The sequence below is a fragment of the Parcubacteria group bacterium genome, assembly GCA_041659505.1.
Classification (GTDB): Bacteria; Patescibacteriota; Minisyncoccia; order Moranbacterales; family UBA2206; genus UBA9630.
Genome location: JBAZYF010000001.1, coordinates 257024 through 274005, shown reverse-complemented (window position 1 = coordinate 274005; position 16982 = coordinate 257024). Strand labels below are relative to the sequence as shown.

The window sequence follows — 16982 nt, the reverse complement described above, 5'->3', positions numbered from 1 at the left end:
AGGCGGAATCACGCTTAAGTTCTTTACAAGGTGGGTCTCTAAGACTCACCTTGTTTTTATTTTATTTAGATAAGATTTATTTTTTTTGCAACTGCGACAATTGGACATTTTTTTAAGATACGTCTATAATAAAGCCTTGCAACTTAACATAATAATAACGACAATAATCGATAATATGCAGATAACCTCAAAAGGAGGGCAGTGGCCATGTGTGGAATCGTTGGAATTTATTCAGAAAAAAAGATCAAACTTATGCCCCTTTTTTATTTCGGACTTCTTGGTGCGCAACATCGAGGGCAAGAAGCGAGTGGCATGATATTGTCGAATGGAGAAACCGATCTCGAGCATCTTCATTTTCGCAGACTATCAATCAGTAAGAACTCGGTCGAAAGTCTATTTGCCAAAAAAAGTATTCCGATCGAAGAGGAATTTAACTCAGCAATCGGACATAATAGGTACTCAACATCTGGGTCGGTAAAGAACATAAATAATGTTCAGCCCCTTTTGGCGATGACCCGTTATGGCGCTTTAGGCATTGCGCATAATGGAAACCTGCCTGAATCATTAGCGATCCGTCAGGAGTTGAGTAGGCAAGGGGATATTTTTTTCTCCGATTCTGACACTGAAATTATTCTCAAACTGATCGCTCGGTCAAAAAGGAATTCTTTGGTGGAGGCGATAGTTGAGACGCTCAAAATGATTCGTGGTAGTTACTCCTTGCTTTTTATCACCAAGGACAAAATAATTGCCGCGAGAGACCCCTATGGCATTCGGCCACTCTGTCTCGGTCAATTTGATTATGGCTACATGATTGCTTCCGAACAAAACTCCTTCAATAAAAGCTTGGGAGTAAAATTCGTGAGAGAAATAGAACGAGGAGAAATTCTTGTTATTGACAGGAAGGGCTTGGAAACTTTCAAGATGAACGTTCCTAAAAATGCGGCCCATTGCATTTTCGAACTAATCTATTTTGCTCGACCAGACTCGTTCCAATTTGGCCAATCCGTGGCTGATTTCCGGATGCAAACAGGAAGGCTATATAGCCAAAGGCATCCCCTGGCCATCGACGCGATTGTTCCAATCCCGGATAGCGCCATGTATTTCGCTCAAGGATACGCGAGTGAATCTGGACACCCCTTGGAATTAGCGCTCTTGCGCAATCATTACATCGGCAGAACATTCATCACTCCCGGTCAAAAAAATATCTGGGCGAAGCTCAGCCCGATTGAAAGCTTGATCCGAAATCAGTCCGTTAGCCTTGTTGACGATTCAATCGTCAGAGGAACAACAAGCAAAGATATCATTGATATCGTCAGAGGATGTGGACCCAGAGCAGTACACTTTGGAGTTGCTAGTCCGCCAATCATCGGGCATTGTTCGCTTGGGATTGATATCAAAAGCGAAGAGGAGTTGGTGATGAGCGGGGGAAGATGCGTCGACGATGTTCGTAGATTGATCCATGCGGATACATTAAACTATCTTTGTATGGAGGATTTGCGCAAGGCGGCTGTGCATCCTGACGACTTTTGCTACGGATGCTTCACCGGGAAATATCCGGTGTAAAAAAGATACACTTTGAAAAAAGGAGTGCGGCTATGAACATAGTCGCACTCCTCTATTTTTTTAAGAAAACAAATGGACATCTTTGTCCGGATATATTTTTGTGTTTTTACCTCGACAGAGGTAGAATAAAAGAAAGGCCTAGAGGCTTCCATAGAAGCTTCTAGCTAAAATAAACTAACTGACTAAAAAATGCAAAACGAAGATTTGGGTTATGATGCTTTTTTTGAAACTAGCCGAGTGAAGCTCGGACTGGTTGATTTTGCCGTGGCGCGTGTGACTGCTCAGCATAAAGGAGGTTACAAGGTCAAAAATGTCAGCGGTGAATACTTGGCAAAGGTTACCGGAAAACAAATGTTTGAGGCAGTTTCAAAAGAAGATTTGCCCGCGGTGGGCGATTGGGTGGCACTTGATGAAGTTGGTCAAGACCAGGCTATGATTCGCAAGATATTGCCAAGGAAAACCTTGTTGAAAAGAAAAACTGGAGATAAGAATAGAACTGGTGAAAAGCGGGAAACGCAAATTATCGCGGCCAATATCGACGTGGCGCTGGTCATCGAGTCCGTTTCTCGGGACTATAATCTAAACCGCATTGAAAGATATTTCGCTCTTGCAAATTCCGGTGGCATCCAGGGCGCAGTTGTTCTCAATAAAATTGATCTGCTTTCCCGAGAAGAACTGGAATTGAAAATCAATGAAATTAAAAACAGACTGAAAGACGTCAAAGTTATCGCAACCAGCACATTGACTGATGAAGGCCTGGCGGAACTCAAGAAATTTATCACCATAGGCCAGACCTATTGTTTCTTAGGCTCATCCGGAGTCGGCAAATCTTCGCTCATCAATAGGTTACTCGGAGAAGATATCGTGAGAATCGAGGGCATTGGAGTGCGCTCTGGCAGAGGCAAGCATACGACAACTGCTAGAGAAATGTATTTCTTATCCCAGGGCGGCATCGTGATTGATAACCCCGGAGTACGTGAAGTGGGTATGGCTGATGCGAATGCTGGCGTTGATAATTTGTTTGATGAAATAACTTCCCTCGCGCAAAATTGTAAATTTATCGATTGCACGCATCTACACGAACCGGGCTGTGCGGTGCTTTTGGCGCTAGATTCCGGACAATTAGATGAAGGACGCTATGCTAACTATATCAGTCTCAAAAAAGAAACTGAGCACTATGGAATGACGGGACTGGAAAAAAAAGAAAAAAACCGCCAATTTGGAAAGTTTCTCAAGTCTGCGAAAAAGGACTTGAAAGATGCGGGATATAAGGATTATTAAGCGCCGGGTTCTTTTGTGTTTTTGCTACGATTGGGGTAAGATTAAAAAAGAAATAGAGGCCTCTATAGAAGCCTCTAAAATAAAATATTTAGCAGATATTTTCCCGCTTGCTTTTTTGGGCTGTTAGTGGTTAAATAATAAATCTAGCATTTTAACAAAAAACCATTTTTAATGAGAGATGGCTAATATTTTTATTAACGGTAAATCGAAAGGAGAGACAGATGGATCTTAATGGACATGCAGTAGGGATCATTTTAAAGGAGCTCGTACGAAGGGCCATGGTTATCGCTCGGCGGCAAATTATGAGTTTCGAGGTTAATGGAAAAATGGGATATGGCGGAGAGATGGATGATTTCTTCACTACAGCTGATACGTTGGCGCAGGAATCATATGTGAAATCTCTCCAGGAATGTTTCCCGGACATCGGAATTGTTGGTGAAGAAAATTTTTTGGTTGTACAGGGAAGTAATAAATCAGACGCCTATTTTACGGTTGATCCAATTGATGGGACAAAAGCCTACATCAGGCGTCAATCTCACGGGGTTGGTTCAATGGTGGCACTTGTTGTTAATGGCATTATTGTTTCCGCATATGTGGGTGATGTTAACAGTCGGGAAATTTTTGGCTATCGTCCTGAATCTTCCAGCGCCTGGAGAATTACTGATTTAGAAATGTACGAGAAGCTGAACCCTGATCCGCCGGAAGTTGATCTTGGGGAATTATATATACTTTTGCGGGAACGTGAAAGTAAATATTCACAAGTTTCCCAGAAAACGATTAATGCTTTTAAGTCGATATCGATCGATGGTGGGAGTATCGGAACGTGGGCGGCCCGTCTTTGGATGGGAGAAGTGGGCGCACTGCTATTGGCTCCTTTCTGGGAAACGCCTTGGGATTCAAGTCCGGTGATTGGTATTTCCCAAAAGCTGGGCTATAGGTTTTTTGAACCTAACGAAAAAAAATCCTGGTGGGAGGAATACATTCCTGTAATTAGCAAGGAAAAATATCGGCGAAAGCATGATATGCTCATCATCCACAAAAACCAAGTTAGGCAATTAGCAAAAGTTCTCCCGGTAGCACAGTTTTAGATGAGGACTTTTAGTTTTAAGAATGTTCATTTTAAAGCGGTAGGGCTTATATAGTCAGACCGCTTTTTATTTAAACTAGCTTAAATCTGCCGGCGGATCGCGGAGCCAAAAGCAAGAATATCTACTTGGTGGGAGTTTTTTGTGTTTTAGCCTTGGCGGTGATAAAATGGGAGAAAGAAATAGAAGTCCCTAAAATTAAAAAAATATGTCCGAACAAAAAAATGTTCACAAGCTCAAAAAATCCAGTGCGTATAGTTTTTCCGTGACGATTCCCAAAGAGATCGTGGAGAAATACGGCTGGAAGGAAAAACAAAAACTTTCCATCATCGACAAGGGTCATGGTAAGGTTGAGATTAGTGATTGGAAGAAAAAATAGTATGAAGAAACGCATAAAAGCAGTCGTATTTGATGCGGATGGCGTGGTGATAGATTCACCGAGCTATTTCAGCGTTCAATATGAGAAAGAATTTGGAGTCTCCAGTAATGTTGTCCAGGCATTTTTTCGGGATAAATTTCAGGATTGCTTGGTGGGCAAAGCTGATCTCAAGGAAGAATTGAGACCACTGCTCGATGATTGGAAATGGCGCGGGACAGTCGAGGACTTGCTTGATTATTGGTTTAAGGCCGAACACTATATTGATGAAAGAATGATTGATGAGATAAAAAGGCTGAAAGAGCTAGGTATTAAATGTTACTTAGGGACACAGCAGGAAAAATATCGAACAGAGTATATGAAAAGCAATATGGGTTTTGATAGAATTTTTGATAAAATTTATTCTTCGGCAGAAATAGGGCATAAGAAACCGGATAAAAAATTCTTTGAATTTATCCATCAGGATCTTGGTGAAATCGAAGGAATTAAGCCGGCAGAAATTATGTTTTGGGACAACGAAGAAGTCAATGTGATTTCTGCCAAGAAGCTGGGTTGGCAATCTTTTTTATACACAACTTTTGATGATTTCCAAAAAAACGTTTCTCGGATAAAATGAGTAGGGTTTGGACTGAATATGCTTTGTATTAATTATCGGTGCGTTTTTTTGGTGGCCTGGGTCATTTGTTGCTTTTTTTTCGTTTCTACGCTAGGTTATGCATAAGGAGGGCCGGACTAAGTCTGGCTTGTTTTTTGACAATTTAGGAATATAAAATCGATTAGAGATGGCTTTTGGCCGAAAAACCCAAAAATGAAAGGATGGGAAACTATGGAAGACAATCTGAGAAATGCACTGACAATTCTTTACAGATTATCAGGTAAAAATGGACGTAATTTGCAAATGCCAGGGGATCCCAGATACCAGCCAGAAAAACTCAAGCCCTATCTTGGCTATGATCAGTGGGCTGGCTGGCTTATCCTCGTGGAATGGTTTTGGATGAAGGTACTTGCACTTATCGGTGTTATGCCGAAAGAAGACGCAAAACTTTTAACCGACGAGTTGTTGATTAAAATGCTCTTCCTAATTACCACAACAAAGCAAGATGCTAAAGAAAGAGAGCCGGGAATTAATCATGATATATTAGCTCTGCTTGCGCTCATGCGCGTATTTTTACCAATGAGATTACATCGCTGGTTGCATTTTTGCGCAACTTCTTATGACATCATTAACACCGCCTATGCACTCCAACTCAAGGTTACTTTTGAGCATGTTTTTTTGCCTGAGCTCTACGAGTTGGACGAATTATGGCGCTACAGGATTGGAGAAAATGCTGAGGTGCTTATGGCGGGCAGAACGCATCTGCAAACCGCACTACCAGTTACTGCAGGTTTTTGGTTGGCGAATTTGCACAATCGTTATGTGAACTCCGCACGCAGATTGACAGTATTATCAAAAGAAGTTCCGGGAAAATTTAGCGGGGCGGTTGGCACATCGGCTTCGCAAAGAGCACTCATAAAAGACAGATGGGGTGAAAAAATTTTAATGGATTTTTTAGAACTTCCGGTTGCGGAAGTTAGTACTCAGATAGCTCCGCCTGAAGGGATGGCCAGATTTTATTCCGAGCTAGTGCTTCTTTCTGGAGCGCTGGCAAATCTTGGTGAGGACACCAGGATTTTGCAAAGTTCGCAGTTTGGTGAAGTGGTGAGCGAAAGTTCATCTTCATCAGCAATGTCACATAAAAAATCCAATCCAATTGCGGCCGAAAATATGGCCGGAATGCATGTGTCTGTTATCGCAGAGTTTATGAAAGTCGCAATGACACTTGTGAGTGATTTGCAACGCGACCTGCGCTGGTCAAATGTAATGCGAAGCTACTCGGCTATTGCCGTCTATGCTTTTCAGCAAATTTTGACGGCCAAGCGAGTGCTTAAAAGTATGAGGATCGATGCAGAAAAATGTCGGAAAAACTTTGATGTTCAAGGCAAACTGGTCGTGGCGGAACTGGTTCATCTTTTTTTGCAACGCGAAGGAGTACCCGATGCGCACCATCTTGTCAATAAAGAAATTATTCCAATAGTGGAGGCTTCTAATGATGGGACTTTTATTGATGCAGTGCTGGACTATTCACGCGAGCATGCAGAAATTACTACTGATATGTTACGAAAGATGACAGACGCCGATATCGGTATCGACTCATATCTCACATTGCCAGAAAACTATCTCGGCAATGCAATTTCAATCGCTCATCGTGAAGCTGGGAATAAACTTTAGCAAATAATGAAACTGAAAAGGAGAAAATGAAGTATGACAAACTCATTTGTAGTTCCTGAAGGAATGCGGAGAATTGAGGTGCCGAGAATCGCGACCATGTTTGGTTCCGATTCTGATCTGGAGCAGGCAGTTGAAGCACATGATTTTTTGCTGCAGCTTGCCGATGATGGCCGGGTCAGGCTTTTCGACGAGTGGACAAACAGTATCCATAGAAATCCACTTGATGTTTTAATCAGACTTCCGATTTTAATCGGGCAAGTTGATTCCATCATTGTCGGTGCCGGCTGGGCAAACCAGTTGACTGGTTGTGCAAATGCCTTTTTGCGGAATCTTTTCAAAGACAGTCATATCGTGATTTTTGGCGTAGCCATCGTGGATCCAAAAAATTTGGTACACACCCAAACAGCAATCCGAAGTATTACAGAGCTGCCCGGTTCCGAAGTAGTTTTTAATGATTACGTGGGAGCGGAGGGATGTTTGCGGGCTGCGCAAGATGCAGCTTCCGGAATCTATCCCATCATTACTTTAAAAGAGCAAAAACCGGCCGTCCGACGTTCAATGAGCGAAGCACTTGAAATCGGGCGAAAACAGAGAGAAAAAATGAAAGGAGAACGCGCATGACACAACCAATGTTTGAAAGTTATTTACCGGGACTCCAACTTGTTTCTCGTGGGAAAGTCCGCGATATGTATGATCTTAAGTACGCGGGAAACTTAATGATCGCCACTGATCGCATATCCGCTTTTGACGAAGTATTGCCTGATCCTATACCGGATAAAGGGGTAATCCTCAATCAAATGTCAAGTTTCTGGCTCGATTACTTGCGTGATATCGTACCCAACCATCTAATTACGGCAGATGTCAACAGATACCCCAAGGTCTGTGCTTCCTTCAAAGAGCAACTCATTGGGAGAAGTATGTTGGTTCGTAAAGCCGCTCCGCTTCCGGTGGAATGTATTGTGCGGGGGTGTATTTCTGGTTCAGCCTGGGAAGCCTATCTGGAAAATAGAGTGGTTTGCGGGCATGAATTGCCGGTTGGTCTTCAGGAATCAGAAAAATTGTCCGAGCCTATTTTTATGCCATCGACCAAGGCCGAAGCAGGAAAACATGATGTAAATATTTCAATTAAGCAGATGCAAAAAATTGTCGGAGTAAAAAACACTGACAAAGTTGCTGACATCTGCCTAGGGCTCTTTGAAAAAGCAACAAGGCACGCATTGCATTGCGGAATTATTATCGCTGACACCAAGTTTGAGCTTGGCTGGTACGAAGGCGAGCTCATTCTCATTGATGAAGTGCTGACTCCAGACTCCTCTCGTTTTTGGTCGAAAGCGACCTATCAAATCGGGCGTAGCCAAAACAGCTTTGATAAACAGCCCCTGCGTAACTATTTGAAATCAATCGGTTGGAAGGGGGATTCCCCGGCGCCGAATTTGCCGGTGGAAATCATCCAGCAAACCAGAGCGCGCTATCTGGAAGCGCTCGAGCGATTGACTGGTCACGGCCTTGTGGATTAGTCGTTCCACAAGAGAGTAAAAACGACCAAGACCCACCCTTCACCAATGACAACTGTCGACGGTGAGAGGTGGGTTATTTTTTTTGCAATTTTAGAGGCTTCTATAGAGGCCTCTAAATCAATATCTCTTACCAGTCTTAGTCAGTTGGTTTTTATATTAAATTGGGGATTTCTTGCCTTTTCTAATTTTCTACGCTAGGTTTGATATAGGGAGGAAAACTTTTGATTATAAACGGCTCTTTAAAATATCAACCCATTTATTGAAAGGAGAAGGCATAATGAAACAAGGAGATATCGGAAGCATCCTCAAAGACATTGAAAGAGGCTATAGTTTAAAGGAAATCAATGAGGAGGGAACTGGGACTTTCAATGAGACAGAAGAGGATGAGGATGTAAGAGCGGATAGGGAAGCGAGAAGAGCTGCCCAAAGAGAAGAAAGGGGGGAAAAGAAAAAGATCAAAAAATTTCGGGTTAAAAACGGAATGGCGCCGGTTGATTTTGCTGAAATGCAAAAAAGATCCCAGTGGAGAGTCGGTTGCCTGAGATCTTTGAGCGAGAATGGTTATTACACTATCAACTCACGCGACGAATTGGACAATCTGATTTTAGGGACCAGAGTTAGAATTCCGCTTGCTTTTCTGGTTCCCCTTAAGCGGCAAACACGAATCTTTTTTGATAAAAAAGAAATCAAAGAGCTTGCAAAATCCATCAAGCTCAACGGCGACGTGGATTCTCCGATAAAAATTGTCATTCGGAAAGAATCCGACAGTATGCCATACGGATTGATTATTGGAGGAGAGCGAAGATCACTCGCATCAAAAGAAGCGGGAATCAGTCATGTCAGTTGCCTGGTCTATAAGATTGAGGATGACAAACAGATATTTTTACGTTGCGTGACTGATAATGCCAACAAAGTCGCACTTACACCGATCGAGGAGGCTCTGGCGATACTGCGCATGGAAGAAGAGTTTAAACTGTCAGATGAGGATATCGCCGTTGCGATGGGAAAGCCGGTTGCAAGCATCCAGAGAATCCGGCGTTACTTGGATCTGCTCCCGAGTTACATAAAAATGCTTGCAGAGCGTGAATTGACCAAGGGAGAGGCGTTGGTACTGGTTGATTACAAGAAAGAAAACCAGTCCGCAGTCTATGAAATAATCCAAAATCTGAAAAAGGAAAGGAAGAAAGAGTTTATTCATCCCAATGCTCTCAATCTGCTTGTTAGGCTAAAGGCGGAAAAACAGGGCTTGGTTAAGGAGCGCCGAAGCAAGAAGAGCAAGGGGAAAAAATTGGAGTCAGCGACTGACCTGGTTATAAAAAGTATCTTGCGCGGAATTGAAGTTTTCAACGACACGCTAGATCTGGCAGAGGGGCTAAAGGAAGCTGATGTGTTGAATGCAAAGATTCCCCTTCATGAGTTGCGCGGGAATTTTGAAGACATCAAAAACAGGCTCGATAAAATTTTCGGAATAATCAATGATTGGGATTAAAATGGACCATAATATATTACGATCACCCTCCCCTCAGCGAACAATAATTTGTATTACGCTGCAGGGGAGTTTTTTTATGTATTTAGCTTGATGGGATCAGGTGCAGGCAAAAAATAGAGGCCTCTATGGAAGCCTTTATCTCTCGGTAGGGAAACTCGTGGTATAATTAAATTATGGAAATCAAAAACAAAAAGGTGGGAGGAAGAATAGTTTTTTTTCTGCTGCTGTTTTCACTTCTAGTAAGTCCAAACATATCTGGCGGTTTTATTTTGGCGGAATATTTTAAAAAAGAGACAGCCGATGTGATATCTCCCGTTCTATTGGACGGGGAAAATCCTGCAGCGCAAAGGAGCGGTGAAATTTTGGTTGAGTATAAAATAGAAAAAATTGATCCAGGCACAGAGGCGGGAGCGATTAAGAAAAATAATTTAGAAGACATAGCGAATGTTAGTGAGCAGGAAAAAATCACGGACACAGTTTTTCTCTATGAGATCCGCGACAACGCAACGGTAGATGAGAAAGTGGAAGAACTGCAAAAAAATTCAGCGGTAGAAACGGCCCAGCCGAACTATATTTACAAAAGCCTGGCAATCACTCCGCCAAATGACACTAGTTGGCCAAGCATGTGGGGACTGAACAATACCGGGCAAACGGTCAGCTCAACTGCGGGTACGAGCGGGGCGGATATCCACTGGCTCTTGGCTTGGGATAAATATGAGAATGATCCGGATTCAGAAAAAAATCCGGTTATTGTGGCGGACATCGATACGGGATTTGACTATACGCATCCCGATCTTGATGTGAATAATCTATGGGACGGATCACTTTGCAAAGATGAGGACGGTGTTTTTTTAGGTGATTGCTTGTATGGCTACGATTTTGATTATGACAAGAAAGATCCTTTTGATGCACTGATGGATACACATGGAACGATGACAGGAGGGATAATAGCGGCAGCGATTAATAATAGCACCGGAATCACCGGTATTTCTCCCGATGTTAAATTGATGTCGCTAAAAGCCGATGGACAAAGCAGCGGGCACATTGCCGAGTTTGACACAGCGACAATCGTCAAGGCGGTGCAGTTTGCCCAGGAGAATGGCGCAAAGATTATCAATATGAGTTTTGGTGAAAATGGCGGCGTCGATATCCTGATGAGAAATGCGATTGCCAGTTTTTCCGGTCTGGTCATTGCGGCGGCGGGAAATGATGCTTCAGACAATGACACCATTCCGGTTTATCCATGTAATTTTAGTGCGACTTTGACCAATGTCATTTGTGTCGGCGCATCAGATCAAAATGATGCTTTGGCAACTTTTTCCAACTTCGGAACAAACAGTGTGGACATTGTTGCACCGGGGGAAAATATTTATAGCTTATATTACGATCCGGATGGTGTGTATCATTATGCTTCAGGTGATGGAACTTCATTTTCCGCTCCCTATACCGTTGGTCTGGCGGCGATGCTTTGGGGATATGATCAAACGCTCACGGTCTCACAAGTTAAAAGTGCAATTTTAAACACCGGAGACGTGAAATCTGGGCTTACTACTATCAAGCAAATAGATGATGGCACCAGCGTCGGCGGTCGCCGAATCAACGCTTATCGTGCTCTCTTGTTGCTTGATTCGGATGTGATCGCTCCAGCTTCACCACTTGGGTTGACTGTTGATTAGTGTAGAACTTACGCGTTTGCCAAAAGCAACCTTCAAGACTCGTAGTTCCTTAGAGTCTATCGTTACTTATTTAGTCATTAGGAAAGCGGGAGTTTTTCTTGACCAACCTTGGCTGTGGATGAGCTTGTTTTTGACAAACTCGCAAGTCTTGTAATGAAAATAACCAAATCTACATCACACTAAGTCCGGCCGGTGAGGCCGGGGCGATGAGGTCGCCGGAAAGCGCAGAAGCCAGCGGGTAGTTGTCAATATTAATCGCTGAAAAAGTATAAGCTAAGTCACAGACGCCGTTACTATTGGCATCTGTACAAGTATCAGAAAAGCCATTGTTAGTCGGCGTTGTCCAGAAATTTCCACCGATGCATGCGCCGCTGATGATATTTTGACCAGAGGAGCAATTGAGCGTGGTGTTAAAATAATTCGGCTGGCTATCCGTAGCATCATTTATCGTTACGTTTGTGGTATTTTTGAAATAATTGTTATATATAGTATTATATCTCGCATAGGTTGAATTGTGATCTGCGGGAGCGATCGCTATCCCTGCGTCGCTGTTGTCATTGATTCGTGAATTTTTGAGGATGTTGTTTTCGCAGTAGGCCATTCCAACACCATAAACATTGTCGTCTATCGTGAGATTGTCTAGAATATTTCCGGAGGAATATTCAATATTAACCCCAACAGTGTTATTGGCCGAGTCGGAATCCATAATTGTGTTGTTATTGCAATTGTAGTAGATATAGAATCCACGGTTTCCATTAAACTGCGCTACGCTATTAGATATCATGTTGTTACTAGAGTCCCGGTTGACATGGACGCCATTTTGAAAAGAAAATATTGCCGCCACATTATCCAGCGTATTTCCAGAACTGCCTTCGATATCGATAGCTTGATAGAAGCTGCTGACCGTGCAATTTCTAATGGTGTTATTATCGGCCGAAAGCAACTTGATGCCAAAAAAATAGGGCGGGATGCCGTCCCAATATGGTCCTGTGATGATTTGGTTTTGACAATCAAGGATGACTCCGTCTTTATGATCAAAAGTGATGCAGGTCGACTCAGTTCCGCCAGTCAAATCAGCAGTGAGTTCGACAGTGTCTCCGCTGGTGGCGGCTGCAATTTGGGAAGTGCAAGTGGCGCAGGAGTTGCAACTGAGCGTAGCAGCAAAAGCAGGCTGCATAAATAACCAGGAAAAAACAAAAGACAGCAGCAGGCTGAAAAAATATTTGCGCAGATTGATTGAGCGGTTTATTTCAAAAGGCATAATTCAGAGAGATTATCTAATTACCATCCAATAAGCATATTATACATCATTAACTGTCTTTCCGTAACCTGCTTTGGACGGAAAGCCATAGTTATGCTATAGTTAGTTTGCAAAATATTCTAGGCAAGCTAAAAAATAATTCAAACCAGTAAAAAATATATGGAAGATATCAACCAAAAAAGTATGGAAGAGATTCTTGGCGAAAAGAAGCTAGTCTGTATTGTTGATGACGACGCCATGATCAGAGAGATGTATTCGACAAAGTTTAGATTAGAAGGGTTTGACGTGATTAGCGCTGTCAACGGTGAGGAAGGTTTAGCACTTATCCGCGAGCGAAAACCGGACGTCGTTCTTTTGGATATGCTTATGCCGGTCAAAGGCGGGATGGAAGTTTTGGAAGAAATGAAAAGAGATATTACAATCAGAACTACCCCGGTGGTAGTCCTGAGCAATCTCAGTGATGAAAAGACTTATAATAAAGTAGGAAAATACGACGCGCATTTCTATGTAGTGAAAGCCCTGGCCACTCCGCAAAAAGTGGTGGATATCGTCCATGAAGTATTGCATTGGTAGGAATGGGAGAAGCTGGCAGAGTCGGGCTGTTTGTGCTATAATCTTCCCAATAATCATAGTAGTTACGCATTTTACCTCGCAGCCGGTATTTTTCTAAAAAAATAACTCGAATGCTCTTTTTTCTTTTCAAAATTTCCCCTCAATCGACGGCAACCAATGGAAAATTTTGAAGAAAAAAGGCATTCTCAGACAAGATTTTTTTAGAAAATACGGCTGACTCGGGCAAACGTGTGAGTCCTGAAATATATGCAAAAACCACAAAAATTATTATTATTTTTTTTAGGCACACTTGTCATTTTTGGCGCCAGTTTTGCCATTTTTCGTTTTAAGGATAAATTCATCGTAACGCCCTTGCCACCGGCCGTTCCCTATGAAGCGACGCCGGCTCCCCAGGAAAATATTCCCACATCTTCACAATCGCCAACTGCCTCATCTCCAACCGCACCCTCGACGCCGGTAGCAACTGCCACTTTACCTGCTGAAGTCAATCTGAAAATTCCCTTCACTTCCCAAGCGCCCAATCAAAACTGGAGCGCGCCCTATCAAGAATTTTGTGAAGAGGCTTCGACACTGATGGTCGCGAGCTATATCAATAACCAACCAATCAACGGTCCCGCGGACGCCGACAAAAAAATGTTGGCGATTATGGATTTTGAGATGAAAAAATTCGGCTACTATCAAGACACGACTGCGGATGAAACGGCCACAATTTTGCGGGAATATTTTAACTTGCCGAAAGTGGAAGTGGTGAGTGATCCGACTATCGAGCAAATCAAGACAGCGCTTGCAGAAGGCAAAGCAGTGATTATGCCAGAAGCCGGCAGACAACTGGGCAATCCCAATTTTCAAACTCCCGGCCCACTCTATCATATGCTTGTCATCAAAGGTTACCGAAAAAACGGTGATTTCATCACCAATGACCCCGGCACCAGAAAAGGCGCCGACTATATCTACAAAGCCAGTACGATTATGAACGCCAATCACGATTGGAACGGCGGGAATGTTGATACGGGGAGAAAAGTGATGATTATTGTTGGGTAAAACTTAATTAATCCAAAATTTTCCCCACTCGTCGCGGCAGAAGAATTCCTAGGATAATCAGTTCAAACGCACTGCCGAGGAAAAAGGCGAAGGGGAGGGCGATGAGGCCGTAGGTGTGGCTGAGGAAATATCCGCCGGGGATGGCAATAATGATTCCGAGAATACTAACAGCGACCGGAATGGTCGTATTTTTTGTGGCATAAAAAGCGCGCGCCAAAAGATGTACCAGTGCTTCGGTCGGGATGCTCAGACAAAAGACACCGAGCGCCAAGGCAGTGCGATTAATATCTTCCGCATCAAATGCTCCGCCACCGAGAAAAATTCCGATGAGCGGTCGGCGGATAAAAAAAATGACAATAGCGGAAAGTGCGCTGATAGAAAAAATCGCCCAGAAAGAATTTTTGAGTGTTTTCCAATATTTCTCTTTAGCTTTTTCGCTGATGGCATGAGAAAGGACAGGAAAACTGGTGGTGGCAATCGTGATGCCGATGAGGCTGATCGGTACGCTTTGAAAGTTGCGCGCGAAACTGATGACTGTAACTGATCCGGGCGCGAGCGCGGAAGCGATGGAGGTGAAACCCCAAAAAGTGGCGAGCTCGATCGGATGGCCGAACATTTTCGGAAGCATAAGGCGCAGGGTTTTGCGAAATTCCGGCGTGCGAAAATTATAATTCGGTCGAAAGCGAAATCCTTGCCAGATGGCATCGCCGAGCCTCGTCAGGAGATGAAGGATTGCACCAAAGAGTGTGCCATAGGTCACTCCCATAATCCCAAAGTGGGGAGCGAGAAAAACTGTCCCCAAAATTATTCCCAAATTATAGAGCACCGGTGAAAGTCCATAAAATAAAAAACGCCTTTTGGTGATGAGCATCGCCCCGATAGCGTTCGAGGCAGCAAAAAAAATCGGAGACCAGGCCAAGACATGGAGGATTTTGGCTACCAATAATTTTTCCTCGCCGCTAAAACCGGGAGCAACAAGCGCGCTGATCGGATTAGCAAACAGCAAAATAATCACAGCGGAAAGAAGCATTGTTCCGGTGGCGGCGGTGATGACGGAATCGACATAGTCCTTGGCGATCTTCTCGTCTTTGCGCAACAGTTCGGTGAGGATTGGCACAAAAGCGGCGGCAATCCCTCCAGCAATGAGGATATTGAATAATAAATCAGGAAAAAGAAAAGCGGCGTTATAGGCATCCAAGGCGCGTCCTGCGCCGAAAGTACGCGCGAAAAAATGGTCTCGCCCGAGGCCTAGGACATAGGAGGCGAAAGAGGTAATGGCCAAAACGACACTGCCTTTGGGAATGAGGCGCAATAATCTTTTCATATGGGCAATTACATTACAATGACTCGAGCAAGCGAGCAAGTCCTGATTTTCCTAGCGGGGCCTTTTGCTGTTTACTAATTGAATCGTTTCAATTCTTCCGTCAGCACTTTTGTGTGCTGTTCGGTTTCGGTGTTTAGTTTTTCAAACAACTCCTTGAGGGTTATGTTTGTCGGGGCAAAAATGTCAAAACATTTTTTTTCCAGCATTGAGCGCTCGATTCGCAGAGCGGTGTTTAGGGCGTCAAAGTGTGATACCGCATTATTTTGGGCTCTTTCAATCTCTGCCAAAACGAAATCCATCACATAGGTGATGATTCCGCGCGAAAAATTATTCTCGGCAATGGCTTGTTCTAAATTAAGGCCAAGACAATCGTTTTTTATGGAAGCGGCATGGGAAATTTCTTCCCGGGAAAGTTGATTCCAAAAAGTACATTTGGCGGGAATTTTTTGGGCATAGAGCGCATAGAGCGCAGAAACATTCAACTCGTTTTCTTCCAGCAGTTGAATAATGGGTGTGTTTGGCATAGGATTTTTAGGCTAATTTTTTATGCCTCTATTGTAGGCTATTTTTGTTCTTTTTGAAAGCCGGTAGCGATCAAATTTTTAAGGTGGTATTTTGCGCCGAAAAAAGGAATAGCATCGTATCATCAGTATTCAGAGGTGTTTATGGCTAGCATCTCAAAAAACCAAAAATTAATAACTTAATTGACCAAATAAAAGGTCGATTATTTGGAAGAATAGTTCTTTTTAATTAATCTAATCACAATTATATGACAAAGCTAACAACAATTGTTGCTTCTTTGGCTCTTGTCGTAGGTGCTCTCTCCCTCTCTAGTGTTCCAGCTCATGCCGACAGCACTTTCAGGGGAAAGATTATGAATCCCGATCCGGCCAACAAAACCTTTACGTTTGTGTCTGATCATATGGGAACAATGATGGTCAAATTGAGTAAAAATGACATCATCACCGACAAAGATAGTAGCCCGAGACATTTTAGCGATTTCATGAATGGCTTGGTAGTAAAGGTCCGCGGAAACTATAGCGATCACGACAAGATGTTTGAAAGTGTTGACAGAGTCATAATTCAATCTGACTGATGTCTATTGACCAGATAAGAGTAGTAACTTCCAAAACCCCACATTGGGGTTTTGGTTTTAAATATAAAAGAACATTCAGGTAGAGCGTCTCTGTGAAAAAATTGCAAACAAAAAACTCCCGAAAGCGTGAAGCTTTGGGAGTTTTTTGAAGTTTACCTAAAAAACTAGGCGCGCTTAACGTTGATTGCGTTCAAGCCTTTTGGAGACTCTTCTGAATCAAAAGAAACTTGGTCACCTTCTTGGATTTCGTCAAATGTAACGTCAACCAAAGAATTGCTGTGGAAGAATAAATCCTTGCCCAATTCTGGAGAAGTGATGAATCCGAAACCTTTGTCAGTTTTTTTCTTTATTGTACCGATCATATTTTTTCGTTGTAATTAATAATCCTTATGTATTGCGTGAAGCTCGACGACTTTTCACTGCCTGAAGCT

General features: G+C 43.0%; 17 protein-coding genes. 13 read left to right on the top strand and 4 right to left on the bottom strand.

Going from position 1 to position 16982, the window contains the following annotated elements:
• The first annotated feature begins 207 nt into the window (after positions 1–207).
• From purF to WC848_01075, 10 genes are all read left to right on the top strand, one after another.
• Positions 208–1563 (top strand): amidophosphoribosyltransferase, encoded by a 1356-nt coding sequence (gene purF / locus WC848_01120; GenBank protein ID MFA5961267.1) that lies wholly within the window; start codon positions 208–210, stop codon positions 1561–1563.
• Positions 1564–1752: 189 nt separating this feature from the next.
• A complete protein-coding gene (rsgA, locus tag WC848_01115) occupies positions 1753–2844 on the top strand; it encodes a ribosome small subunit-dependent GTPase A (protein MFA5961266.1) in 1092 nt (363 codons plus the stop codon).
• Positions 2845–3065: 221 nt separating this feature from the next.
• Positions 3066–3932, top strand: a complete 867-nt coding sequence (locus WC848_01110) for an inositol monophosphatase family protein (protein MFA5961265.1) — start codon at positions 3066–3068, stop codon at positions 3930–3932.
• 205 nt (positions 3933–4137) lie between these two features.
• Positions 4138–4308, top strand: coding sequence for an AbrB/MazE/SpoVT family DNA-binding domain-containing protein (locus WC848_01105; GenBank protein ID MFA5961264.1), 171 nt, complete (start codon positions 4138–4140; stop codon positions 4306–4308).
• 1 nt (position 4309) lies between these two features.
• Positions 4310–4921: an HAD family hydrolase gene (locus WC848_01100; GenBank protein MFA5961263.1), complete on the top strand. Its 612-nt coding sequence runs from the start codon at positions 4310–4312 to the stop codon at positions 4919–4921.
• 210 nt (positions 4922–5131) lie between these two features.
• The gene (locus WC848_01095) at positions 5132–6574 is read left to right on the top strand and encodes a lyase family protein (GenBank protein MFA5961262.1); all 1443 of its coding nucleotides are present in this window, start codon (positions 5132–5134) and stop codon (positions 6572–6574) included.
• A 33-nt stretch (positions 6575–6607) separates the two neighbouring features.
• Complete coding sequence (locus tag WC848_01090; GenBank protein ID MFA5961261.1) at positions 6608–7195, top strand: hypothetical protein; 588 nt, start codon at positions 6608–6610, stop codon at positions 7193–7195.
• Positions 7192–8091, top strand: coding sequence for a phosphoribosylaminoimidazolesuccinocarboxamide synthase (locus WC848_01085; GenBank protein MFA5961260.1), 900 nt, complete (start codon positions 7192–7194; stop codon positions 8089–8091). Before WC848_01090 ends, WC848_01085 begins: the two co-directional genes overlap by 4 nt.
• 277 nt (positions 8092–8368) lie before the next feature.
• The gene (locus tag WC848_01080) at positions 8369–9580 is read left to right on the top strand and encodes a ParB/RepB/Spo0J family partition protein (GenBank protein ID MFA5961259.1); all 1212 of its coding nucleotides are present in this window, start codon (positions 8369–8371) and stop codon (positions 9578–9580) included.
• A 173-nt stretch (positions 9581–9753) separates the two neighbouring features.
• Positions 9754–11256 (top strand): S8 family serine peptidase, encoded by a 1503-nt coding sequence (locus tag WC848_01075; protein MFA5961258.1) that lies wholly within the window; start codon positions 9754–9756, stop codon positions 11254–11256.
• A gap of 169 nt (positions 11257–11425) precedes the next feature.
• On the opposite strand, the gene WC848_01070 is transcribed toward WC848_01075, so the two are convergent.
• On the bottom strand, positions 11426–12517 hold the full coding sequence (locus WC848_01070) for a NosD domain-containing protein (GenBank protein ID MFA5961257.1): 1092 nt from the start codon (positions 12515–12517) through the stop codon (positions 11426–11428).
• A gap of 159 nt (positions 12518–12676) precedes the next feature.
• On the opposite strand from WC848_01070, the gene WC848_01065 reads away from it, so the two are divergent.
• Positions 12677–13090, top strand: a complete 414-nt coding sequence (locus WC848_01065; protein ID MFA5961256.1) for a response regulator — start codon at positions 12677–12679, stop codon at positions 13088–13090.
• Between the two features lie 246 nt (positions 13091–13336).
• Positions 13337–14131 (top strand): C39 family peptidase, encoded by a 795-nt coding sequence (locus WC848_01060; protein ID MFA5961255.1) that lies wholly within the window; start codon positions 13337–13339, stop codon positions 14129–14131.
• A gap of 7 nt (positions 14132–14138) precedes the next feature.
• On the opposite strand, the gene murJ is transcribed toward WC848_01060, so the two are convergent.
• Positions 14139–15455 carry a murein biosynthesis integral membrane protein MurJ gene (gene murJ / locus WC848_01055; GenBank protein ID MFA5961254.1) on the bottom strand — a complete coding sequence of 439 codons (1317 nt, stop codon included), beginning with the start codon at positions 15453–15455 and terminating at the stop codon, positions 14139–14141.
• 74 nt (positions 15456–15529) lie between these two features.
• Positions 15530–15979, bottom strand: a complete 450-nt coding sequence (locus WC848_01050; GenBank protein ID MFA5961253.1) for a hypothetical protein — start codon at positions 15977–15979, stop codon at positions 15530–15532.
• A 245-nt stretch (positions 15980–16224) separates the two neighbouring features.
• Between WC848_01050 and WC848_01045 the strand changes: the two genes are divergently transcribed.
• Positions 16225–16551, top strand: a complete 327-nt coding sequence (locus WC848_01045) for a hypothetical protein (protein ID MFA5961252.1) — start codon at positions 16225–16227, stop codon at positions 16549–16551.
• A gap of 164 nt (positions 16552–16715) precedes the next feature.
• Here WC848_01045 and WC848_01040 read toward each other — a convergent pair whose 3' ends face one another.
• The gene (locus WC848_01040) at positions 16716–16913 is read right to left on the bottom strand and encodes a cold shock domain-containing protein (protein MFA5961251.1); all 198 of its coding nucleotides are present in this window, start codon (positions 16911–16913) and stop codon (positions 16716–16718) included.
• Between the last annotated feature and the right edge of the window lie 69 nt (positions 16914–16982).